The 21,166-nt window shown below is 67.6% G+C and carries 21 protein-coding genes and 1 pseudogene; 10 read left to right on the forward strand and 12 right to left on the reverse strand.

Features of this window, described 5'->3' with window-relative positions; genetic code table 11:
• Window positions 1-186 precede the first annotated feature (186 nt).
• Window positions 187-984 (forward strand): SDR family oxidoreductase, encoded by a 798-nt coding sequence (locus ACGF4C_RS07510; protein WP_393564080.1) that lies wholly within the window; start codon window positions 187-189, stop codon window positions 982-984.
• A gap of 148 nt (window positions 985-1,132) precedes the next feature.
• On the forward strand, window positions 1,133-1,612 hold the full coding sequence (locus ACGF4C_RS07515) for an SRPBCC family protein (protein WP_393564082.1): 480 nt from the start codon (window positions 1,133-1,135) through the stop codon (window positions 1,610-1,612).
• A gap of 59 nt (window positions 1,613-1,671) precedes the next feature.
• On the opposite strand, the gene ACGF4C_RS07520 is transcribed toward ACGF4C_RS07515, so the two are convergent.
• Complete coding sequence (locus ACGF4C_RS07520; RefSeq protein ID WP_393564083.1) at window positions 1,672-2,325, reverse strand: class I SAM-dependent methyltransferase; 654 nt, start codon at window positions 2,323-2,325, stop codon at window positions 1,672-1,674.
• 146 nt (window positions 2,326-2,471) lie between these two features.
• Window positions 2,472-4,496, reverse strand: coding sequence for a phosphocholine-specific phospholipase C (locus tag ACGF4C_RS07525; protein WP_393564084.1), 2,025 nt, complete (start codon window positions 4,494-4,496; stop codon window positions 2,472-2,474).
• 313 nt (window positions 4,497-4,809) lie between these two features.
• On the opposite strand from ACGF4C_RS07525, the gene ACGF4C_RS07530 reads away from it, so the two are divergent.
• The 3 genes from ACGF4C_RS07530 (at window position 4,810) to ACGF4C_RS07540 (ending at window position 6,734) form a co-directional block, all read left to right on the forward strand.
• Entirely contained in the window at window positions 4,810-5,385 is a 576-nt protein-coding gene (locus ACGF4C_RS07530; protein WP_393564085.1) for a hypothetical protein, read from the forward strand.
• Window positions 5,386-5,491: 106 nt separating this feature from the next.
• The gene (locus tag ACGF4C_RS07535; protein ID WP_393564087.1) at window positions 5,492-6,070 is read left to right on the forward strand and encodes a hypothetical protein; all 579 of its coding nucleotides are present in this window, start codon (window positions 5,492-5,494) and stop codon (window positions 6,068-6,070) included.
• A gap of 88 nt (window positions 6,071-6,158) precedes the next feature.
• Window positions 6,159-6,734 carry a hypothetical protein gene (locus ACGF4C_RS07540; protein WP_393564088.1) on the forward strand — a complete coding sequence of 192 codons (576 nt, stop codon included), beginning with the start codon at window positions 6,159-6,161 and terminating at the stop codon, window positions 6,732-6,734.
• A 94-nt stretch (window positions 6,735-6,828) separates the two neighbouring features.
• On the opposite strand, the gene ACGF4C_RS07545 is transcribed toward ACGF4C_RS07540, so the two are convergent.
• The 4 genes from ACGF4C_RS07545 to ACGF4C_RS07560 form a co-directional block, all read right to left on the reverse strand.
• On the reverse strand, window positions 6,829-7,869 hold the full coding sequence (locus ACGF4C_RS07545) for a vWA domain-containing protein (protein ID WP_393564090.1): 1,041 nt from the start codon (window positions 7,867-7,869) through the stop codon (window positions 6,829-6,831).
• 235 nt (window positions 7,870-8,104) lie between these two features.
• Complete coding sequence (locus ACGF4C_RS07550; protein WP_393564092.1) at window positions 8,105-8,782, reverse strand: AIM24 family protein; 678 nt, start codon at window positions 8,780-8,782, stop codon at window positions 8,105-8,107.
• Window positions 8,783-8,929: 147 nt separating this feature from the next.
• On the reverse strand, window positions 8,930-9,082 hold the full coding sequence (locus ACGF4C_RS07555; protein ID WP_393564094.1) for a hypothetical protein: 153 nt from the start codon (window positions 9,080-9,082) through the stop codon (window positions 8,930-8,932).
• Between the two features lie 409 nt (window positions 9,083-9,491).
• The gene (locus tag ACGF4C_RS07560) at window positions 9,492-10,580 is read right to left on the reverse strand and encodes a methyltransferase domain-containing protein (RefSeq protein WP_393564504.1); all 1,089 of its coding nucleotides are present in this window, start codon (window positions 10,578-10,580) and stop codon (window positions 9,492-9,494) included.
• 209 nt (window positions 10,581-10,789) lie between these two features.
• Here ACGF4C_RS07560 and ACGF4C_RS07565 point away from each other — a divergent pair, with 209 nt between their 5' ends.
• Window positions 10,790-11,083, forward strand: coding sequence for a putative quinol monooxygenase (locus ACGF4C_RS07565; protein WP_393564096.1), 294 nt, complete (start codon window positions 10,790-10,792; stop codon window positions 11,081-11,083).
• A gap of 188 nt (window positions 11,084-11,271) precedes the next feature.
• Here the strand turns inward: ACGF4C_RS07565 and ACGF4C_RS07570 are convergent, their stop codons facing one another.
• On the reverse strand, window positions 11,272-11,820 hold the full coding sequence (locus ACGF4C_RS07570; RefSeq protein WP_393564097.1) for a carbonic anhydrase: 549 nt from the start codon (window positions 11,818-11,820) through the stop codon (window positions 11,272-11,274).
• 571 nt (window positions 11,821-12,391) lie between these two features.
• Window positions 12,392-12,586, reverse strand: a pseudogene (locus tag ACGF4C_RS07575) (MFS transporter); the annotation flags it as partial.
• A gap of 684 nt (window positions 12,587-13,270) precedes the next feature.
• On the opposite strand from ACGF4C_RS07575, the gene ACGF4C_RS07580 reads away from it, so the two are divergent.
• Window positions 13,271-13,888 (forward strand): VC0807 family protein, encoded by a 618-nt coding sequence (locus ACGF4C_RS07580; protein WP_393564099.1) that lies wholly within the window; start codon window positions 13,271-13,273, stop codon window positions 13,886-13,888.
• A 129-nt stretch (window positions 13,889-14,017) separates the two neighbouring features.
• Here the strand turns inward: ACGF4C_RS07580 and ACGF4C_RS07585 are convergent, their stop codons facing one another.
• Window positions 14,018-15,379, reverse strand: coding sequence for a flavin monoamine oxidase family protein (locus ACGF4C_RS07585; protein WP_393564100.1), 1,362 nt, complete (start codon window positions 15,377-15,379; stop codon window positions 14,018-14,020).
• Between the two features lie 83 nt (window positions 15,380-15,462).
• On the opposite strand from ACGF4C_RS07585, the gene ACGF4C_RS07590 reads away from it, so the two are divergent.
• A complete protein-coding gene (locus tag ACGF4C_RS07590; protein WP_393564102.1) occupies window positions 15,463-16,071 on the forward strand; it encodes a TetR/AcrR family transcriptional regulator in 609 nt (202 codons plus the stop codon).
• A 72-nt stretch (window positions 16,072-16,143) separates the two neighbouring features.
• Here the strand turns inward: ACGF4C_RS07590 and ACGF4C_RS07595 are convergent, their stop codons facing one another.
• Complete coding sequence (locus tag ACGF4C_RS07595; RefSeq protein ID WP_393564103.1) at window positions 16,144-16,971, reverse strand: SDR family oxidoreductase; 828 nt, start codon at window positions 16,969-16,971, stop codon at window positions 16,144-16,146.
• A gap of 307 nt (window positions 16,972-17,278) precedes the next feature.
• Here ACGF4C_RS07595 and ACGF4C_RS07600 point away from each other — a divergent pair, with 307 nt between their 5' ends.
• Entirely contained in the window at window positions 17,279-19,024 is a 1,746-nt protein-coding gene (locus ACGF4C_RS07600; protein WP_393564104.1) for a DUF4429 domain-containing protein, read from the forward strand.
• A gap of 52 nt (window positions 19,025-19,076) precedes the next feature.
• Window positions 19,077-19,517 (forward strand): DUF6086 family protein, encoded by a 441-nt coding sequence (locus ACGF4C_RS07605; protein WP_393564106.1) that lies wholly within the window; start codon window positions 19,077-19,079, stop codon window positions 19,515-19,517.
• Window positions 19,518-19,575: 58 nt separating this feature from the next.
• On the opposite strand, the gene ACGF4C_RS07610 is transcribed toward ACGF4C_RS07605, so the two are convergent.
• Complete coding sequence (locus tag ACGF4C_RS07610) at window positions 19,576-20,385, reverse strand: SDR family NAD(P)-dependent oxidoreductase (RefSeq protein WP_393564107.1); 810 nt, start codon at window positions 20,383-20,385, stop codon at window positions 19,576-19,578.
• 4 nt (window positions 20,386-20,389) lie between these two features.
• A complete protein-coding gene (locus tag ACGF4C_RS07615; RefSeq protein WP_393564109.1) occupies window positions 20,390-21,061 on the reverse strand; it encodes a carboxymuconolactone decarboxylase family protein in 672 nt (223 codons plus the stop codon).
• Between the last annotated feature and the right edge of the window lie 105 nt (window positions 21,062-21,166).

Consider the following 21,166-nt stretch of genomic DNA (forward strand, 5'->3'; position numbering starts at 1 on the left):
ACGACTGCACGCTGCCGAATCCGCAACACCTCAACGCGACACGTCACCCACGTCACCCACCTCACCCACATCACCCACGCCAGTCAGGCGTCATCCAGGCGCCACCCAGCGTCATCCACCTCATCGCTACCCGCCACCCGCGTCACCCCAAGTGGGCCGCCGAAGCATGTTGAAACGGAGCCGACCATGTCCCCTACCTCCTGCGACTCGGAGCGCACCTACCTCATCACCGGGGCCGCTTCCGGCATAGGTAAGGCCACCGCCGCCCACCTCCGCCAGCAAGGCCACACCGTGATCGGCGCCGACCTTCAGGCCACCGACATCAGCGCGGACCTCGCCACACCTGAAGGCCGTAGGGAACTCGTCGACCGGGCCCACGAGTTGACCGGTGGACGCCTCGACGCCGTCATCGCCTGTGCCGGCCTCGCTCACTTCACCACAGACACCATCCGGGTCAACTACTTCGGCGTGGTCGCCACCCTCGACGGGCTCCGCCCGCTCCTCGCCGCTGGAACCGACCCGCGCGCCGTCCTGATTTCCTCCGTCGCGTCGGTCCACCCGCATGACCCGGCCATCGTCGATGCCGCCCTCTCCGGCGACGAGGAGAAGACCGTGGCCGCTTCCCAGGCAGCCATCGACCGTGGGGAGGGGTATGCGATCTACGGATCGTCCAAGGCAGCCATCGCACGCTGGCTCCGCCGCACGGCCGTCACCGATGACTGGGCGGCCGCCGGCATCCCGCTCAACGCCGTCGCCCCAGGCACCATCCTCACCCCGATGACCGCGGGTATGCTCGCCGACGCCGAGATACGCAAAGCCGTTGACGCGACCGTCCCGATGCCGTTGCACGGCCACGCCCGCCCCGAACAGGTCGCACCGCTGCTTGCCTGGCTGACCTCCCCGGAGAACTCGCACGTCACCGGCCAGGTCATCTTCCTCGACGGGGGCGCCGACGCCACCCTGCGCGGCGACAGCACCTGGTGACCTGCAGCCCAGGACCCACCGCAAGCCCACTGCTGGCCCACCACTCCAGGCAACAAACCACAGATCACAAACCGCAAATCACAGATCGCAGATCACGGATCACGGATCACGGATCACGGATCACAGACAGCAAACCGAGGTGCCCCGCATGTCCAAGCCACCGGTACCCCACATGTCCCGCACGCACAGCCTCATCCGCACCACCGTGCTTCCCATGGACCCCGACTCGGTCTGGCACACCATCGGCCGTTTCGCCGGGCTCGCCGACTGGCACCCGACGGTCCCGCCCTCAGTCATGGAGGAGGGGGACGACCCGGAAACGCCGGGTGCGGTGCGGGCGTTCGTGCTCGACGGGGTCGTGGTCGCCCGCGAACGCTTGCTCGCCAGGGACGACAGTGCGCGTGCGTACCGCTACACGGTTTTCGACACGCCCCTTCCGATCACCGACTACGTGGCGACACTGACCGTCGTCGCCCATGACGAGGGTGCGGAGGTGCGCTGGTCAGCGATCTACAAGGGTGCGGAAGAAACCGTTCCCGAGGTCGAGCGGCTCTTCGGCGACGTGGTGTACGCCACCGGCCTGGCAGCCTTGCGCGCGCGTTTCACCACCCCGACCGAGGCCGCATGATCGGAGCCTTCGACCGACATCCGCGACCGCACGGCCAGCGGCCGGGGCGGTCGCGGTCGTCAGCCGGCTCTGTCGCTGATCCCGTCTGCTTGCAGGACCAGACAGCTCCATCGGACGTTTTCACGACCATGAAGATCGAGCCGCTCGTTGCAGTGAAGCCTGCGCAGCCCGTGCGCACGGCCCAACTCGGCTGTCTCAGCAGCAGACACGTTGAACATATGGCGGCCCGCGGGCACCGGGCCGTGACGCAGATTGACGAAGAATCTGCCGCCAGGAACAAGCAACCCGGCGATCCTGGCCATCGCATGTCGGCGCTCCTCGGGATCCAGATGCATCCACACCGCGGTGGCGAAGATCGCCTCGAACTCGCCCGGGTGACGGCTCAGCGTCAGGTCCGGTAGAGCGTCATCGACCCAAGCTATGTCGCTGTCCGCATGCAGCCGCCGTGCGTGTTCCCGTAGCTCTGTGGTCGGCTCGACAGCCACGACGCTGTGTCCACGAGCAGCCAACGCGGCGGCATCGCGCCCCGTCCCGGCACCCACCTCCAGGATCCGGCCCGGCTCGGCCGGAACGAATTGCAGTACGTCGCGGTGGACTTCCTCGAAGGTGACTTCCTCGTACTGAACAGCCAGCACCTCCGCCGCCTCCGCATATCCAGCGGTCCCCCGTGGCGAGCCGCGACCGCTCACGGCGCGAGTCAGGTGATCAGTCATGATCGAAGAGTACTGTCAGGCATGACCGACGGGTACTGGCTGCCCGTGCCTCAACCCCGGCCTGCGCACCGGGGCTGAAGCACGGGTGCGGAACATGTGAAGGGTCGGCCCCAACGCGACCTGCAACGCGTCCCGTTCAGCCAGGATCAGCCGCTGACGCTGGCCGTGCCCGTCTCCAGGTGGCCGGTGAACCGGCGCGACCAGGCCGTGTCGGAATTGACGGTCACCGTGAAGTCGTACCAGCCGTTCTGGTACGCGACGGCGTTGAAGTAGTCCTCCCTCGAAGCGCCGGCGGCGACGTTGTAGGTCCAGGGGCCGTCGCCTCGGTAGCGGTTGGAGGTGATCGTGAACGTGACGGAGGACGAGCCCGTGTTGGTCATCTTGAAGTAGAGGGCGAGCTTCCCCGTACCGGGTTCCACGGCGTAACGGGTTCTGACCTCGGCGGACTTGCCGGCCTTGGTCGCGTCGCCCTGGAAGCGGCGCAGGAAGCGGTTGGGGCCGACCATCGTCAGGTCGTACTTGCCGCCGCCGTAGCCCAAGCCGATGTTGAAGTAGTCGGACGCCGTGCCACCGGCATCGACGGTGTACTGCCAGGGGGTGGTGTCGCGGTAGGCGTTGGGATGGATCGAGAAGTGGGCCGCCCGTGCGGCCGGGCCGCCCTGGTTGGTCATCGTGCACCACGCGAGGATCTTTGCGGACGGGCCGAACTCCAAGCGGTCCAGGTACCCGTTGGGCTGGTACGGGAGCGCGCGGGCCGGTCTCGTGCCGGGCTCCTGGGCGGGCAGGGCGTTGTTCGTCGGCGCCGGATTGGGGAGCGGAGCGCAGGTACTGATGCCGATGACGCTGGTCGCGGGGAGCGAGACGGGGCCGTAGACCGGCTTGGCGAAGTTGAAGGCACCGGTCAGGTCACCGCTCACCTTGCGTCGCCACGCGCTGATGTTGGGGCAGTTGGCGGGTTTGCCCAGCGCCGTCGTCCAGGTCTCCAGGAACCGGATCACCGAGGTGTGCTCGAAGACCTCCGAGGAGACCCAACCGCCGCGTGTCCAGGGTGAGATGACGATCATGGGGACGCGGAAGCCGAAGCCGTACGGGAGCCCGTTGAGGTACTCGCCGTCGGTTCCGCCGGGCGGTATCGGTGGCGGTACGTGGTCGAAGTAGCCGTCGTTCTCGTCGTAGTTGAGGAACAGCACGGTGGAGTTGAAGACGTCGGCGTCTGCCGCGAGGGCTTGGTAGACGAGGTTGACGAAGTGGGCGCCGTCGCCGGGTGGGGCATAGGGGTGTTCGGAGAAGCCTTGGTTGGGGACGATCCAGGAGACCTGCGGGAGGGTACCGGCGAGTACGTCGGCCTTGAGGGCGGCGGCGATGTCGTCGGGGGTCGAACCGGTCACCTTCGGCACCGAGGACATACCGCGGTCGTACAGCGGGTCGCCGGGCTTGGCGTTGGCGAAGTTCGTGAAGTAGGCACAGCCGTTGTCCCCGTAGTTGTCGGCAGCGTTCTGGTAGACCTTCCAGGTCACCCCGGCGGCCTGCAGCGCCTCGGCGTAGGTCTGCCAGGTCAGGCCCGACTCGTCACCGCCGTCGTGGCTGGACGAGTCCACCTTCCCGCTCCACAGGTAGGTGCGGTTGGGGCCGGTCGCGCTGAGTGTGGAGCAGAAGTAGGCGTCGCAGATGGTGTAGTTGTCGGCGAGCGCGTAGTGGAAGGGGATGTCGGAGCGATCCAGGTAGCCGAGCGAGCGGACGTTGCCCACGCCCCAGACCCAGTTGTCGAGGCGGCCCTTGTTCCACGCGGAGTGCTGCGAGGACCAGGAGTGGGGCAGGTCGCCGTTGCACTGGGCGAGGGTCTCGCTGTCCTTGCCACCCGCCGGCGGGGTGGAGCTGAGCTTCCACGGGTATTGCCGACCCAGGCCGTTCGGCTGCTCGAAGACCGAGTGGCCACCGCTCAGGGTGATCCCGCTGCTGTCGTCGAAGCCGCGGACGCCCTTCAGACGCCCGAAGTAGTGATCGAAGCTGCGGTTCTCCTGCATGAGGATCACCACGTGCTCCACGTCCTTGATCGTGCCGGTCGCCGCGCGCTGGACCGCGTCTGCCGTGCGCGTGCCGGCGCCCAGCGTCACGCCCGCGGCCACGGAAGCGCCCAGTCCCACGAAGCCTCTTCGGCTGATCGGTGTCATTCGCTCCGCCCTCGTCTCAGGAGTACCTCTGTGACACGTCGCGCGACAGGGTGCCTGTAGTCGCCGTCGCGGTCCATACCCAGTGGCAAGCCCGAGGTAAAGAGGAGTTGTCATCTGCCCGCCGGGGTGGTCCGCCGCCCGGGCCACCGCGCCGGCCGGCCGGCTCGTCCCACGGCTCATCCGCACGCAACGAAGGCCGGCGGGGCTCGCCGTCGGGTGCTGCCCCGATCCAGGTGTGCGCCCGCCGGCGAACGCCGGCTTCCCAGTACAGTCTCTGCGGGCCTAGCGGATCCGGGGGGCGGCATGGGTAGCTATGGGTAGCTCAATCAGCGAGTTCGCGGTCGCAGTTCTGGGGATCGGCGGCACGCTCGCGTCAGCACTGCTCACCCAGCGCAGCGCTGACCGGGCCAGGGCACGTGATCTGGAGCATGCCAAGCGGCTCCAGGACGAGGAACGCGAGTACGCCGCCCGACAGGCTCAGCTCGAGGCACGGCGCACCTGCTACGCCGCCCTCAACGCCGGAACCCGCGACTACATCACCGTGACGACGAACTTCCTCCACGCCCTGCAAGCGGGTGAGGTGACCGAGGAATTACGGTCGGATCTGGACCAGGCCCGCCGGGACCACCGTGCGCGCCACGCCGAAGCCCAAATGGTGCTGCCTGACGAGGTGTTGGCGGCGGCCAGTACGGTGAACCGCGGCTTGGGCGATCTCTACGGCTTACTGAAACGGCTCGACAGAGGCGTCGCCGAAGAGGGAGAGAGCGTGGCAGCCGCCCGAGAGGACACGAGAAGGCTTTGGGACGCCTTGTGGAGGATGCGGCACGTCATGCGTATCGACCTTGGGATCACCACACCTGTGGAGGAGGGCCGGAGCAGCGACGAGTAGACGAGTAGAGGCGAATGACGTAGCAGCACCATTCGCCGTGTCGCGATGACCGGCAGGGCCGCAACCTCCGGCCCAACCCGCCAGAGCCCCCCTGTAAGGTCCACTCGTGCAGACTTCCGCATCACTGCTCAACCGGCTCAAGGCCGACCCCGAAGCCGCGCAACTGGCCGATTTCCCCTTCGAATTCGACACCCTCGTCGCGGCCTTCGGCCCTCTCACCCACGTGGAACCGGTGCGACTGGCCTCCGGCGCGCCGTTGGACCCGATCGCCAAGGACCACAGCGGCGGCACGTACTTCCTCTGTGGTGAAGGCGACGACGAGGACCGCCCGGTACTCTTCGCCGACTCCGAAGGCTCCGCCGGGCTGATCGGAACCAACCTCCGGGACGCACTGCTCCTACTGATCGGCCTGCCGTGCGCCGATGAAGCCCTGTACTGGGAACGGGAGGGCCGCATCATGGACGAACCGGCCCTCCGAGCTCTCCGCGACGAGGACGACGCCGAATACATCGAGGCAACTGAACTGGAAGACGTGCCAGGCATGCGCGCCGAACTTCTCGACCGTTTGGGCCTGGCCCCGCTTGCTCCTCTCACCGAGCTGCTGGAACGCGCCCGCGCTGCCGCCGCTCTCAACCCCGAGTACGTACTCATCAACGAGCACGGCAACGCCTACCGCCAGGACTGACGGCACACTCCGGCTCAGACCGTGTCCCGTGAGGTGAGCTTTTCGACGTGAAACCCAACTGATGCCGGTGCATGGAAAGATCGTCGCCATGTCGAACTCCGCATCATTCACTTCATCGTTTACCTATGCGCACGTGGGCGAAATCCTTCACGAAATCGGCATGGTGTCCGAGGAACGGTGGCGCCATGGCCTCGAAGAAGCAGCAGACTGGGCACACAAGGAAGTGCGTCAATACGACGCGGCCATGGCACTCGTACACTTCGGGGTCGCGGTCTCGGTGCACGCCGAAGGCATCGGCTCCATATACGAAGATTACGAGGCTCTTATGGAAGAAGCCTCCGCGGTCGCGGGCCATTCGGTCACGATCTCCAACGTCCGGCTCATCGAGGGCGAAGAGGAGTTGCAGGACGGCCGGTTCGATACGTTGGAGTTCGAACGGGACGGACAAGTCATCTCCATCGAAGCCGAGCACTTCAAGGAGTACTACTACGACCACGAGGCCGCCTGCAACGCCATCGCCTACACCGCCCGCGACGACGACACCCGCCAATGGCACACCGTCGACTTCGACCGCGACAAATACCGCGTCCACGAGACCATCGTGGTGCTCGCCACAGCTGAACAGAGGCAAGCACTCACCGACCGTCTGGGTTTCCGGTTCTGACATCGGGGCGTGGCGGCCGGCCAGGGCGTATGGCCACCTCCAGGCGTGCTCAATGCAAAAGGGAGCCCCGTCAACCGACGGGGCTCCCGAAGCGTCAGCTCATCAGGAGGAGCCGGGTCTGCGGTACCAGCTTGCGGTTCACGCTGGTGCTCTGCACGAAGATCGTGAAGTCGTCGTTGTGGTCCGGCTTGACGCGAACTTCCACGTCCGGCAGGCCGAGCAGCGCTCGAGCCTCCGGCCCCGTGTACACCCGGTCCGTCTTCTTCTCCAGCACCGCGATCTGCTTCTTCGCCTGGATCTTCTCCGACTTACTCAGCTGGTAGAACGCACAACCGGTACGGTAAGTGTGGCCGCTTTCGACGACCCACTCCCGGATCGCCGCTTCGCGCGCCACCGGAATCAGCTGGTATTCGGACGGATCCACCGGGGTGAGGCCGGCTGCCTCGATGGTGTCCTTGTTGACGGCCTCCGCGCCCATGGAGAACACCGCCCGCGATCCCCGGATGCCCTGGCTGCGGCCCACCATGAACTTTTCGGTTGCCTGCTGGATGACCTGCCCGGCCTCTTCCAGCCCCTGTGTGCTCGTGGCATCCCAGATGGCTATGTTGTCCTTCGGGAAACCGCACTGCGTGGCCTCGCGCTTGCCCATCTGGTCCGGCACAAGGACGGCTAGCGTCCAGTTGTCCTCCTGCGTCTCGATCATCTTGGCCACGGCGCGAATCAATTCACGCGGATCCCTGGCCGGGGCATCTCCACAGTAATGACTTGCGTTCTCCTGCCCGTCAGTCAGCACGAACGTCAGGAAGCTGTGGTCGCCGTACAGTTGAGCTGTCTGCGCGAGCTCCCGCTGCGACTTCAGCGTGGCCGCCAGCAGAGCCGTCATGCCGCCGACCCGGTACAGCTGCTTCAGGGACGGCATCCGCAGCACGTCCTTGTCGTAGATCACGCACTCCACCGTGTCGGCGAAGACGTACACCGTGACGCGGGTTTCCTGGTCCAGTTCCTGCGAACGGCGGGCCAGATAAGCGATTTGCTGGTCGGCGACGTCGACGACCTTGCGGCTCAGGTGTGACATCGACGAACTGGCATCCAGCACAAGCGCAACGTGATTGATGTAGTTCTGGTTTCCGGACATAGCCGCTCCCCCTTGTTCCGACTCGATGCATCGATCGTCTCACCCACCACTGACAATCGATCTTGGAGACGAGTCGGAGGCATCGGACGGAGGGGTGCGGGTGCGCCGACCAGCGACCGCGACGCAGCCACCGGGAGCCGGACCAGGAGATCGCCGCTGGCCAGGGTTTCGTTCGTCCCGCGCTATGCCCGGGGCGCCCCACTCTGACCAACGGCCTCACCCAGGTACGTGCGGATCAGTTCCCGGCAGCCTTCTCCGGCCGCAGTTCACTCGGGCGTACGATCACGAACCCCTCACCGTCCAGGCGCAGTTGGACCGCCTCGCCGGATCCGCCGCGGAGCATCGACCCCATGCTCTGGGAGCGGTGCAGCGAGGTCTGCAGGGCACTGCTCCAGCCGACCACCGCATCGGTGTCGACGAAGACCGGGGCCTGCGGGGAGACGGGTATGACGATGGGGTTGCCCTCGCACATCACGCCGAGCTTGCCCTGGCCGGTGAAGACGGAGTTGAAGATGCCGCCGCCGGCCATACCAGCGCCCTTGACCACCTTGATCTCATAGGAGAGGGACGGGTCGAAGCACAGCACATTGCGGCCGTTGATCGTGATGCTGTCGCCGGGCGCCAGGTCCAGGATGAAGCAGTTGGCCGCCTCGTGCGCGAACCACACCTCGCCCTTGCCCCGTACGGTCATCAGCGCCAGTCCCTCGCCGGTCACGGCGCGCTTGAGGAAATTGCCGACCCCCTGGCCCTGCTTCTCGAAGTGCAGGTCACCGCGGAAGGCAATCATCGCGCCCTGCCGCGCGTAGCACTCGCCGTTCACCGCGTACTTGATCGACTTCGCGTTCTGCTGTGTCATGCCCGGCGCGGTGGCCGGCTGTGCCATGTACTCGGCGGCGAAGAGCTCACTGTTCATGACCCGGATGCTAGGCCACCACCTCCGGCGTGCCGTCGTCCCCAGGTCCGAGACACCCTCGTCCGCAGGAGGGATTTCGGACCCGCTCGGCCGGGCCGTACCGGGCCCACGACGGGCTGGCACACCGGCCTCGACCAGCAGCCTGCGTCAGCCCCAGCGATCGAACGAGGCAAGCACAGCCATGATCCCGTCTTCCCAGGTCGGGAAGGCGGCTCGGATCTGGGAGAGCGATACGGCTGCGCTGCGATCACGGCCGTCCATCACGTAGACCGCGTGATTCGCCCCCGTCGCGGTGGACACGTGTCCCACCCTGGTGAAACCGCAGTCTCCGGGGTCCGGGTCCGTGCATACGAAGACAAAAACATCCCGATGGGAGGGCTCCGGGTCCGGTGAGACGAGGAACAGCCCCCTCCGTGCCACCTCGCCCCTTACACGACGGTCGATCCTCGACACATTCACTGCCGGCATCGCAAGCACCACCATGCTCCTGGGACCACCCCCATGGCGGCCGACCACATTCTGGGCGACGGGTGGGTCGGGTGCAATGTCATGGCCTAAGTACCGGAGCTAGAACGTGAGTTGGAACACCGCCACCCGGCGCGCAACATACCAACAACGGCAGCCCGGGACACCCACGTCATCCGCCGGTCAGCCACCCATCAGCCAGGTAGGAACGCGCCAAGCCAATGGCGTTCTCGCGCACGATGGTTCAGGCTACGAGGAGGCGGAGGCCGAGTTCTGCCGCGTCGAGGGCGACGAGGTCGCGGTTGCGCTCGGCCCACCGGCCTGCGGAGAGATCGTCGCGGAGGCTGTTCACCGCCCGCTGCTCGGCCTCCGGTCCGACTCTGGTCCACACCGATACCGCGCGGCGCACATGGTCGTCCAGGTACGCCTCGGGTCGGCGCCAGTAGGCCTCGAAGAAGCCGTCAGCGCAGTCCCATGGGATGAGGACCGGCTCCGCGCGGCCGCCGATCGCGCGGGTCAGATCGGCCAGTGAAGGCCAACCGGTGAGGAGGTCAGCGAATTCAGGCAGGTAGTCGCGGGTGAGCCAGAACCGCTCCCGCCAGCCGGTGGCACTGGCGTCGTACGTGAACACCACCACGCGGCGGGCCACGCGCCGCATCTCCCGCAGCCCGGCGACCGGGTCCGGCCAGTGATGAACGGTGCTGACCGCCATCGCGGCGTCGAAGGACTGGTCCTCGAACGGCAGGCTCTCCGCACTGGCGGCCACGCACCGCGCCGCGCCCGCGGGACGCTGTGCCCGCATGACCGCCGATGGTTCCACCGCCGTGACGTCGCGGTCGGGCGGCTCGTAGGAACCGGTGCCGGCCCCGACGTTCAGCACCGTCCGCGCCTCCCCGAGCGCCTCCCAGATCCTCGCGGCGATCCGCGGCTCGGTGCGCCGCGTCGCTGGGTAAGCAGATCCGATCGCTTCGTACAACTGCGCCCCGAACACGCCCAGTTGCTCCTCCGGTGTCGTCCTGATCCCCATGGCCCGTGCCTCCAGTTCCCTGTCTATGGCCGTCACCATGGCAGCGGCGCGGTCGCGCTGTTCCAGCAGCAGGCCGCGCAGCCGGTGCAGGTGCGCGACCGCGTCGGTGGTGGGGTCGTCAACCAGGTCCGCGATCTCGCGCAAGCCGAAGCCCAGCCGCCGGTAGGCGAGCACCTCCCGCAGTCGCTCCACGTCCCCCGCCGAGTAGGCCCGGTATCCGGTCGCAGTCCGCGCGGACGGCTGCACGAGGCCGATGCCGTCATAGTGATGCAGGGTGCGGACGCTCACGCCGGCCAGCTTGGCCACATGCCCCACGGTCAGGTGCTCTTCCACGCCACAGACAATGAGGCATGACGCCACGTGAGGGTCAAGCGCTTCGCTTCTTGTATCGCCGACATCATCGGCCGAACTTCGGCGGCGCGGCCCCAGGGTTCCCTTCCGAGGCGTTTACGCAGGTCAGCCGGCAGGCACGATAGGGTGCCCGGGCTGTGTCCGCCCTCGATCGAGGAGCATTGGTGTTCGACCTCATCGTCATCATCCGCGTGCCCAAGGCCGAAGAGATAGCCCACGTGGCGGACGCGCTGGCCCGTATGCGTCCGCTGTGCCTGGCCGAAGACGGCTGCGTCAGCTGGGAGGCGTACCAATCGGACGAGGATGCCGCGCGGTTCGTCCTGGTCGAGCGCTGGGCGAGTCGGGACCACTGGGACACCCACGACTCCGGCGCAGCTATCCAGGACATCTACGTTCCCGAGATCATGCCGCGCATCGAACGTGAGGTGCACCCGAGCACGCCCGTTACGTCGGTATGAGACCTGCCGCGACCGCCTGCCTCCGGCACCACCAACGGCACCGGCCAAACCCGCAACACCGAGGCTGACTTCTGCGTCGGCAAGCTCTGCACCGACCTCGAGCCACCCTGGTCGCTTGGGATCCAGAGGCACGGGACATCAAGACCGCCCAGCCCAGTGCTACCAAGCCAGCCTGTCTGTGCGGCCGATCAGGAGGGCGCGCCGCCCAGGACCTCCACCTTGCCGGTGTCGAGTGAGTAGTAGGCGCCGACCACGGCCAGGGTGCCCTTTTTCACGAGCGGGGCCAGGTCCTGGTTGGAGCGTAGATCGGCTGCGGTCAGCTTGACCTGTGCGCGAGCCATGGTCTCGACCGGGTCGGCGCCGCCTTCCCGGCCGGCCTGCTCGTACGCCGGTTGCAGAGACCTGACGATCGCCTGCAGGTTGCCGGGGAGCGGTTTGCCGTTTCGAAGCGACTTGTACGCCGCTTCGATGGCGCCGCAGCGCTGATGCCCCAGGACCATGACGAGCGGGGTGCCACTCGTCATGGGCCCGTACTCGACAGAGCCCGTGACCACCGGGTCGACCGCCTCTCCGCCCGTGCGCATCACGTAGAGGTCACCCAGGCCGGTGTCGAAGAGGAGTTCCGGCGGTACTCGGGAGTCGATGCACGAGAGGATCGACCCGAAAGGCTCCTGCGCCTGGGCCACGAGCTGACGCCGGTTCGGGTCCCGGTCGGGGTGGTGAAGGTCTCCGCTCACCCAGCGTCTGTTGCCTGCCATCAGCCGCGCGAATGCCGCGGCGGGGGTGGTCGGCCGTGCTTGGGGCGATGCGGTGGCCGTCTGGACGGCCCGCGCTTCGGGCGAAGCGTGGGTCGTCGAGGCGGTCCTCGTAGAAGAGCACCCTGTGAGCGCGGCCGCGGCGCCCGCCATTCCCATGCCAAGCAACGCCCTACGATCCGGATGTCCGGCTCTGCCCATCGCTCGTTCCTCTCGATGCCGCGCAAACACACCCTTGCGTCTGGACCGGGCCCATTGTTCGACGTGGGCGGGTGCCCCAGCAGCAGGCGCAAGCAAGCGTCGGATACGTTGCCACCAACGGCCCACACCACTGGCTCGGACCACTCACACCGCCAGGTCGGAGCGCCGGATCGGATCGCCGTCGAACCGCACCCGATACCGGTCGCTGCCCGCCTGGCCCTCTCCCTTCATTCCCGATGGTTCAGCTGAGGCTGCGGCGAAACGGATCGGGTCACGGTGGCCTGTCCGCGGCGGGTGGTCGCGGTGAGGGCGACGGCCAGGACGAGTCCGGCCAGGGTGAGCAGGGCGCCGCCGAGCGCCAGCCCAGTGTGGTACCGAAATACGTGCCGAGGAGGACGCCGGCGATGTTGGCCAGCGCGAGGCCGAGGAACATCATCGACACTGCCTTGGCGGTGCGGCCGGCCGGGACCATGCCCGCGGCGACGACGGCGCCCACGCCGAAGAATGCCCCGTGCGGGAGTCCGGCCACGACGCCGAGCGCGAGCAGCCTCGTGAGCTCGGCAACCGCCGCTGGCGGCGGTCTACGGGGCAGGGACGCCTACGTTGGTAACGATCGCGGGCGCGGAGATCGCGCGCATTAACACCGTGGGAAGCCCCTCGGCATCGGCGGCCGCATCCGCGCACGCATCCGCATCCGCAGTTTCCGCATCCGAGTACGCATCGGCATCTGCATTGCGCTCAAGGGGGCAGAGACCAGCCATCGAGGGGAAGGCGCCCGTCGCCTCATGAGACGCGCCGTTACGCGCCGTCCCCTGGCTGTCCGGCGACCGCAGACTCTGCCCCGCGAGGAACGAGATATCTGCAACTACCTGGCCTTTCTCTCGCTCGTGGCACCCCTGCCTCGCCATAAACGACGGTCCCACCACACCACGAAGCGGACGGCGCTCAGGGCCAGTTGCGCAGATGGTTTTCAGTCATGCATGATCACGGCCTATCGGGGGGCCTGGCGCGTGGCCTGGGGAGCTTGTCTCCTGCCGCGCGCCTGTTTTGCGTGCCCCGGTCGCACACTCAATGACTCCCAGGGGGGACCGTGCTCGCTCACGACAACACGACCGGACCAGACAGACCCAGCGCACCGGAGACGCAAGCGGCTCAGGCGGCGCAAACGGCGCAAGCCGCTGAACGCCCGGGGCCACCCGCTCGGTCCCAAGGCGCTGCCATCGGTGGCTGGGTGCTCACCATCGCGCTCAACGTGGCCGCCCCGATCATCACGTACAACGCCTTGCGGGATCAGGGCTGGAGCGAGTTCGCGGCGCTGCTGGCAGGCGGTGCCTGGCCGGTTCTCGACAGCGCCGTCCACCTCGTGTGGCGACGCCGTCTCGACGAATTCGCCATAGTGACCCTGGTGTTCTTGGTGATCACCGCAGTGGTGTCGCTCATCGGCTCCCACTCGACCCAGGCACTGCTGGTCAAGGACTCCGCCATCAGCGGGTTGTTCGGGCTGCTGTGTCTGGCGACGCTGGTGGCGCCGCGCCCCCTGATGTTCTACTTCGGCCGTAAGTTCGCCACCGACGGCACCGCAGCGAGCACCGCCTGGTGGAACGGCATGTGGCAGTACGAAGGATTCCGCACCACCACGCGGACGATGACGACGGTCTGGGGCGTGGCCTACTGCCTGGAGGCAGCCGTCCGGATCGCGCTGGCCTACGTCCTGAGCACCGACACCGTGGTGGTCCTGAGCCCGATTCTCATGTACGGCGTGCTCGGCGCCCTCATTCTGTGGACGACGATGTACGGCAAGCGGTCCCGACGCCGGGGTGAGGAACGCGCCGCTGCGGCGACTGCCTGACGAGCTCGTGCACCTCGCCTGCACCAACGCCAACGCCAACGCGTATGCATACGCCTACGCGAACGCCTCCTGACCTCCGCCGAGATACGGCGGTCCCGCATTCCCCGTACGTTCTGCGGGACCGCCATATCAAGAGAGTTCAGGGAGGATCTCGCCCGCGACGCGGTGGCCGGATTCAGCGGCTCCGTCCATGTAGCCCGCCCACTTCGTGGCGGTCTCGGTGCCCGCCCAGTGCAGCGGGCCGACCGGCTTGCGCAGGGCCGGACCGAAGCGGGTGAGGGTGCCGGGCACGGCAAACGCCCCGTAGCATCCGCGGCTGTACTCCTCTTCCGCCCAGTCGCGTTCCAGGTAGGCGACGGGATTGCGGGCCCGAGGGCCGAAATAGCCGACGAGGTCCTTGAGCACCTGAGCGCGCCGCTCGTCGAAGTCCATACGTGCGCCGGTATCGGCATGCCGGCCTTCGAGGAAGCCGACGAGCACGCCGGGAGAGCCGTCGAACGGCGTGTTGTCGAACACCGTACCCAGTGCCCGATCGGTGCTGTTCGCCTGGCCGCTCAGGCCCGCACGGCGCCAGAACGGCTCGTCGTAGGCGACGTTGACCTTGATGACCCTGCCCATCGGCATCCGTTGGACGAGCTGGTCGCGGTCGCCCGGAAGGCCCGGGGTGAATCGGATCCGCGCGGCGAGCGGGGGCGGCACCGCGATCACGGCCCGGCGGGCGTGCACGGTCCGGCCGCTGCGCGTGACGACGCGGACGCCCGAGCTCTGCCAGTCGATGTCGGTCACCGGCACGTCGAGGACGACCCGGTCACCGAGTTCCTCCGCCAGCCTCAGCGCGATGCGCTGCGTTCCGCCGACCACTCGGTCCTGCTGCGCCCCGCCAACGGTGTTGATCAGCGCATCGAGGCCGCCGGCACCGCCGACGTAGAAGGCGGCCCACAGTGCGGACATGTCCTCGGGTTCTGCGGAGAACACCCCCTCGGTGACCAGCCGGAAGAAAGCGCGGCCGCCTGCGGTGTGCGCGGTTTTGCGCAGCCAGGTGCCGAAGGTCTGGGTGTCCAGTTCCTCGGCGCGGGGTGCCTGCCACGGATCGGTCGCGGCGACGTGGCGCGCGAGCCGGTCCAGGCGGTATTGGACTTGTCCGATGTCGGCCAGCACCAGCGGGTTCAGCCGGGGTATTCGGCCCGTGTACCGGGAGCGGTAGGAGCCCATCTCGGCGATGTGCTCGCCGTCGGCGTAGGTGGGGTAGGTGCGCAGGCCCAGTTCCTTGATCAGGGCCAGCACTTGGTCCTGCCCGGGGCCGACCCACTGCCCGCCCACCTCGATGGGGGCGCCGCCGGGTAACTCATCGTTCAGAAGCCGGCCACCGACGCGGTCACGCGCCTCCAGCACCAGCACCTCCGCCCCGCCCCGAACCAGGTCGCGAGCGGCCACCAGGCCCGCCACTCCAGCCCCGACGACCACGACATCCACCACATCCACGAGGTCCATCGATTTATCCATCGCCACCTCACACCCAGAACTCACATACAGAGTGAATCTGACATGCAAAGCGTATGTGATATCCATGCCGGGTGGAAACACTGCGAGAGAAGTACGCGGAGAACACCCGCCGCACCCTGCTCGACACCGCCCTGCGCCTCTTCAGCGAGCGTGAATACGCGAGCGTGTCGGCGGAAGAGCTGGTGCGCACCGCCGGCCTCACCCGCGGCGCGCTCTACCACCACTTCAACGGCAAGCTGGGGCTCTTCGAGGCTGTCTTCGAAGACCTGGAGCGGCAGGCAACGCAGCGCATCACGGCGGCGATCGACCCCGTCTCGGACCCGCGCGAGCGAGCCGACCACGCCGTCGACGAGTTCCTCGACATCTGCATGGAACCCACCTACCGCCACATCGTGCTCCAGCAAGGCCCGATCGCCCTCGGCTGGCAGCAATGGCGCGAACTGGACCAGCGCCATCTCGGCGGCCTGGTCCTCGACATCGTGCAGACCGCGCTCGACGCCGGCCGCATCCGGCCCCACCCGGCCGAACTGATCGCCCGAGCGTTCTACGGCGCCCTCACCGAACTGTCCCTCGCGATCGCCGAAACCGACAACCCTGACCAGGCCCGAACTCAGGCGGCAGGTCTCGTACGCGACCTCGTGGACGGTCTGGCGATCGACGCACACTCCTCGTCGGCCTGACTGGCTGCGGTCGCGCTCGGCCCAGGCAGGCAGCCCGCATCGGTCGTCAGACAGCGAAAATGGGTGAGGCGTTCAAACCTTCGCGGTGATGAACTGGCCGGCGCCGCGTAGGAGGGTGCGCAGTTTGCGTTGGGTTGCGCGGCTGTCGAGGCGGACGTCGAGGGCGCCGCGAAGTGTGCTGTCGGCCCGCAGACCCGTGGGCAAGCGGGAGGGGTCGAGGCCGTCCCGCCTGGCGATGAGGACGCCGAGTTCGTGGCGGCTCAACGCGTCGGCGCCTGCGAGATGGTGGATGCCGCTGGTGTCGTGCGAGGCGAGCTCCAGGAGCGCCGCGGCGAGATCGGCGACGTGTACCGGGCAGCGGATGTCATCGGTGAACAGGGCGCCGTCGCGGGTACCGGCCGCGAGGTCGTGGACGGCACGTTCGTGAAGGGACTGGCCGCGACCGATGATCAACGAGGTACGGGCGACCACGGCCTGCGGATGTACGAGGAGGACCCCGGTTTCCGCCGCGGCCTTCGCCGCCCCGTACGGGGTGATGGGGTCAGGCAGGCAGGACTCGTCGTAGTGGACGCGAGCGCCGGAGAACACCGCGTCGCTGGAAACATGGACCAAGCGACTGCCGTACTTCGCCGAGGCCATCGCCAGCCGGACCGGGCCCTCGGCCGTGACCGCCCAATCGGCTCCGCCGCTCGATGCGTTGACGACAAGATCCGGCCCGACCTCGGCCATGACCGCGTCGATGCGCCCAGGGTCCCGCAGGTCGAGGGCGTACCAGCCGACCTCGCGAGTGTGGCCAGGCTTGGTCGCACAGGTCGCGGCCGTCAGATGCCCTGCTGCTACCGCCTGCCGGACCAGCTCAGAGCCCAAGAAGCCGCTACCGCCGAGGATCAGAATTCTCACGATGCGTACGGTAAACGGGTCCAGCGTCCCGGGCACCCATGTGCCACACCATCCCGCCAGAGTATGGCGGGACATGGCCTGGTCTCCTCGACGGCTCCGGTGGCCCTCTGCCCCTGAGACCGAGAGTCGGGCAAACTCAGACGGTGGTCTATGGCGACGGGTCCGTGCTGCCAAAGGTCCGGAATCAGCAGAGCGTCTGGTCCCAGGCCGCCAATCGCACGCAGCCGGGGGTCTTCCGCGCGCGTACGGTGCTGGGTCTCGGAGCAGCAGGCACGTCCCGCACCCGAGGTGCCCGATGAGAGCAGGGGTGTTCGTCGCCGTCGGGTCGATCGTCACGCTGTTGTCGTTGCTGGGCATCGTTTACGGATTCGATGGCCATGCCTGGTTGACGTATCCCTGCGCGGCACTTGTGGGTGTGGGATTCCGGGTGCGTCAACGGGGACGGCAACTGGCCAGTGCCTGGAATGTGACGGAACTGGCCGCCTCCACTGACCTGGTTGTCCCGCAGGAGCCGTTCATCCTCTACTTGCGCGGGTTCGACGTGGACCCTCGCACCCGCGACTTGCTGCCGCACGGTCCGTTGACCCTTCTGGGGATGCCGAAGCTGGGTGAGGAAGAACTGCTGGTGAGGGCGCTGTCCGAAGTCGCACCCGTCATCGCCATCGGCGACCCCACGGACCGGTTTCCCCAGCTCGGTGCGCAGCGCATCTACTACCGCCGGCGCGACAGCGGGTGGAAGAGGATCGCCGGTGAACTCATCCACACGGCATCGCTCGTGGTCATCACCACCGGCGACTCGGACGGGTTGGACTGGGAGTACGCACACGTACTGGCGGACCTGCCGCTGCAGCGGCTGCTGATCGTCGTCTGCGGGGACGGTCACCACTACGAGAGATTCCGGCTCCGGGCGCGGCTGCGTGGTCACTTCCCCCACAGCGAGCTGCCGGAATGGCCCACGATGCTGTCGCTGTACGACAGGAGGACCATCCGGGCGGCGGTCCGCTTCGATACGGACGGAACACCGACCCTCGAACCCCTAGTCTTCCAGACGGTCTGGTCACACAGGTCCGCTCTGGAGACGTCCCTGCGCAGGCGGGTCATCGACCGTTGGCACGCAGAACTGGCCGACGGTCCGACTCGGCCGTCCGGCAGCCTCTGGCCGTGTCATTTCAAGGATTCCGAGAATGCTGCCGGTGGCTCCCCGGCGCCCCTCTCGGTCAACGTGCCGGACCCGTGTACCGGTGCCGTCACCGGGGTGCCCGCCGTGGTCCGTGGATTCGACGGGAAGGTCGCGGCCTACGAGGACCGCGTGGAGTTCGCGTATGGCGGTAAGGAGGTGGGGCGTCTGAGGGCGGCGCTGGGGAGCCGCAGCTACCCGTATTCGACCCTGACGGGGGTCGAGTTGGACCTCGCCTCGCCCATTGGACAACAGTCACTGCGCCTCGTGGTGCGTGAGGAGGCTGACCTCCTCAAGCCTTCGGTGGATCCCGCTACCGATTGGGAGGGCCTGAACACCCTGCTCATCAAGCCGGGCGACCAGAAACAGGCTGAGGCTGTCGCCGAGCAGATCAGCGGACGCATCGAGGCGGCGGGCAAGACGTCGAGCATCCGCGTCCACTCGCAGAACCAGGCACAGACCCACGAACCGACCCACGCACGGACCTGTGCATGTGCCCCTGCGTTGGTTCGCTCCGGCACGCCACCGTACGTCGCCGAAGGCACCCATGGTTGGGCGTACTTCGACGGGGAGAAGGTGCGGCTCTCCTTCGGTGACACCGCTCCTCGGGCAAAGCGAGGTAGGACGAACACGATTCCCCTCGCCGATATCGCCGAGGTCCAGTACCAGTACGGCTTGGTCAAGAGCACCTTCAGGGTCGTCCGCCGCACCCCTCCCCGCGACCGTCCAAGCGAACGTTCCCGCGATCCTTCCCATGCTGCGCCGCCCGTTCTCAAGGAAGACCTCGACGGGATGGCCTGTCTTCCTGTTCGCGAGCAGTGGCTCATGCTGGTGGCAGCGATCAGAACCGCCCTCGCCGAGGCGCATTGCCAGTAGCAAGGGCACTTGGATGCGCTTGCCTGCGCACGATCACCCGAAAGGTGCCACGATGAGCCAGTACTTCGATCTGGGCGAGGAAACCCTGTGGAACCCCTCCAACGGAGCCTCCCGTATGTTTCAACGTCAAGTAGAGGCGTTTGAGGCAGAGCTGGGACTGTCGTCGGGTATTGGGCCGATGGAGAACGACGCGTGCGAGATCGACCCGGCAACCTTCGAGACCTTCGTCAATGCGCTCCTGAGACAGCACCGAAGGGCGAGCCATGCCATCGTGCTCGCGCTCTGTGAAGGCTTCACCGCCACCGTGCTGGTCCTTGCAGAACGTGCCGGGATAGGGGTGGACTGGGCGCAGCTGGGATCCGGCCCGGAAGGCGCACGGGAAGATGTGCAGGCTTCCGCCGTTACGGGAATGTCCTTGCCGGCCGAGGGGCGAGCCTGGGGGGCGGGGCTGCGCGAGAAGGCACGGGAGCTCGGGCAACACATGCCTCGCTGACTCCTGACTCCTGACTCCTGACTCTTGACTGCAACGGCGGCCGCCCCACTCCCCCACCTCAGACCGCGCTCAGCCCACCGTCCACCACCAAGCTCTGCCCCGTGATGTAGGAGGCCCGGTCGGAGAGCAGGAAGGTGACGGCCTCGGCCACTTCCCAGGCGGTGCCCTGGCGGCCGAGCGGGATCCGTTCGAACGAGGTGGTCCTTGAGGGCCGTCGCGCGGAGGCGCCCCGGCCCATCGGAGTGTCGATCAGACCGGGGACGACGAGATTGGCGCGGATGACGCGTGGTGCGCCTTCTTTGGCGATATGCCGGACGAGGCCGAACAGCGCCGCCTTGGAACTGTCGTACGCAGGGGAGCCGGTGGCCGCACGCAGTCCGGCGACCGAGCCGATCAGGACGATCGCGCCGCCGTCGGCGAGTTCGGGCAGGCCGTACTTGGCGGCCAGGAAGGGAGCATCCAGGTTGAGCGACATCACGCGTTCCCACTCCTGGGGCGAGGTGTTCGCCAGCCCGGAGCCCAGGCCGATGCCGACGTTGACCACCATGGCGTCCAGTCCGCCGAGGCGGCGGCGGGCCTCGGCGATCATCGTGGCGGCCTGGGTCGGGTCCGTGGCGTCTCCCACGAGGGCGAGGGAGTCGGCGCCCTCCGCGCAGGCGAGTCCGGCGGTGGCCGCGGCGGTGTCGGCGGAGATGTCGGCGCAGGCGACGGCCGCGCCCTCGCGTGCGGCGAGGACCGCTATGGCCCGGCCGTTGCCCACGGGAGCTTCCGGGTCGTCGCTGGGCCGGGTGCCCGCGCCGATGACCAGCACCTTGCGGCCGGTCAGGCGGCGAGCGGCAGTGGTGTGTGGCTGCTGCACGTCGCTCATGTCCTCATGCCCCTTCGGCGGAGCGTGTCGGGGTCGAGGTCAAGGTCGAGGTCGAGGTCGCCGTGGTGTCCTCTGCGGATGCCGGGAAGCCTGCCTGGTCGAAACCCGGATCGAGTTCGGTGCCGGCCGAGTTCAACAAGAACGCCACCATGTGGTACTGACCTACGAGCATGGTGATTTCGACCAGGTCGGCATCGTCATAGTGGGCGGAGAGGGCCGCCCAGGTGGTGTCGGAGAGCCGGGCTTCGCGGTGGAGTTCATCGGCGGCGCGCAACAGGTGGCTTTCGAGGTCCGCCCATCCGTCGGCGTCCGGCCCTTGGGGAATGCGCTCGATCTCCTCCTCGGTGACGCCGGCCGCCTTCGCCAGCGGGACGTGCCGCCCCCATTCGTACGAGGCCCGGGTGAGACACGCGGTACGCAGGATCAGCAGTTCACGCATCCGGCCCGGCAGCCGGCCGCTGCGCAGCAGATAGCCGCCGAAGGGCATGAACCGCTCGTAGAGATCGGGGTGGCGGACGAGGGTGGTGAAGACGTTGGGGACCCGGCCTCCGGCATCCCGTGCGATCAGGGAGAGCAGTTGGCGGGTCCGGGAGTCCCAGTCGTCCTCGGCCAGGGGGGCGAGGCGGGGTCCGGGCCCGACGGCATCACCGCGCGACGAGTCGTCATTCGTGGTCATCGCAACCTCCATACTGTTGGTTTCAGGAAAGTGACCGTTCCCGGCGGGTCTTGCGTACCTCTTCCGTCATCTGCTGGGTGGCGACCACAGCATCTCCCTTGCCTG

It is taken from the genome of Streptomyces sp. NPDC048197 (assembly GCF_043202395.1).
GTDB classification, from domain to species: domain Bacteria; phylum Actinomycetota; class Actinomycetes; order Streptomycetales; family Streptomycetaceae; genus Streptomyces; species Streptomyces siderophoricus.

Excerpts from the sequence above, each read along its gene's own strand:
- ACGF4C_RS07510 (WP_393564080.1), top strand. The coding sequence starts at position 187 with ATGTCCCCTACCTCCTGCGACTCGGAGCGCACCTACCTCATCACCGGG.
- ACGF4C_RS07520 (WP_393564083.1), bottom strand. The coding sequence starts at position 2,325 with ATGACTGATCACCTGACTCGCGCCGTGAGCGGTCGCGGCTCGCCACGG.
- ACGF4C_RS07550 (WP_393564092.1), bottom strand. The coding sequence starts at position 8,782 with ATGAACAGTGAGCTCTTCGCCGCCGAGTACATGGCACAGCCGGCCACC.
- ACGF4C_RS07540 (WP_393564088.1), top strand. The coding sequence starts at position 6,159 with ATGTCGAACTCCGCATCATTCACTTCATCGTTTACCTATGCGCACGTG.
- ACGF4C_RS07525 (WP_393564084.1), bottom strand. The coding sequence starts at position 4,496 with ATGACACCGATCAGCCGAAGAGGCTTCGTGGGACTGGGCGCTTCCGTG.
- ACGF4C_RS07530 (WP_393564085.1), top strand. The coding sequence starts at position 4,810 with ATGGGTAGCTCAATCAGCGAGTTCGCGGTCGCAGTTCTGGGGATCGGC.
- ACGF4C_RS07515 (WP_393564082.1), top strand. The coding sequence starts at position 1,133 with ATGTCCAAGCCACCGGTACCCCACATGTCCCGCACGCACAGCCTCATC.
- ACGF4C_RS07545 (WP_393564090.1), bottom strand. The coding sequence starts at position 7,869 with ATGTCCGGAAACCAGAACTACATCAATCACGTTGCGCTTGTGCTGGAT.
- ACGF4C_RS07605 (WP_393564106.1), top strand. The coding sequence starts at position 19,077 with ATGAGCCAGTACTTCGATCTGGGCGAGGAAACCCTGTGGAACCCCTCC.
- ACGF4C_RS07585 (WP_393564100.1), bottom strand. The coding sequence starts at position 15,379 with ATGGACCTCGTGGATGTGGTGGATGTCGTGGTCGTCGGGGCTGGAGTG.
- ACGF4C_RS07615 (WP_393564109.1), bottom strand. The coding sequence starts at position 21,061 with ATGACCACGAATGACGACTCGTCGCGCGGTGATGCCGTCGGGCCCGGA.
- ACGF4C_RS07610 (WP_393564107.1), bottom strand. The coding sequence starts at position 20,385 with ATGAGCGACGTGCAGCAGCCACACACCACTGCCGCTCGCCGCCTGACC.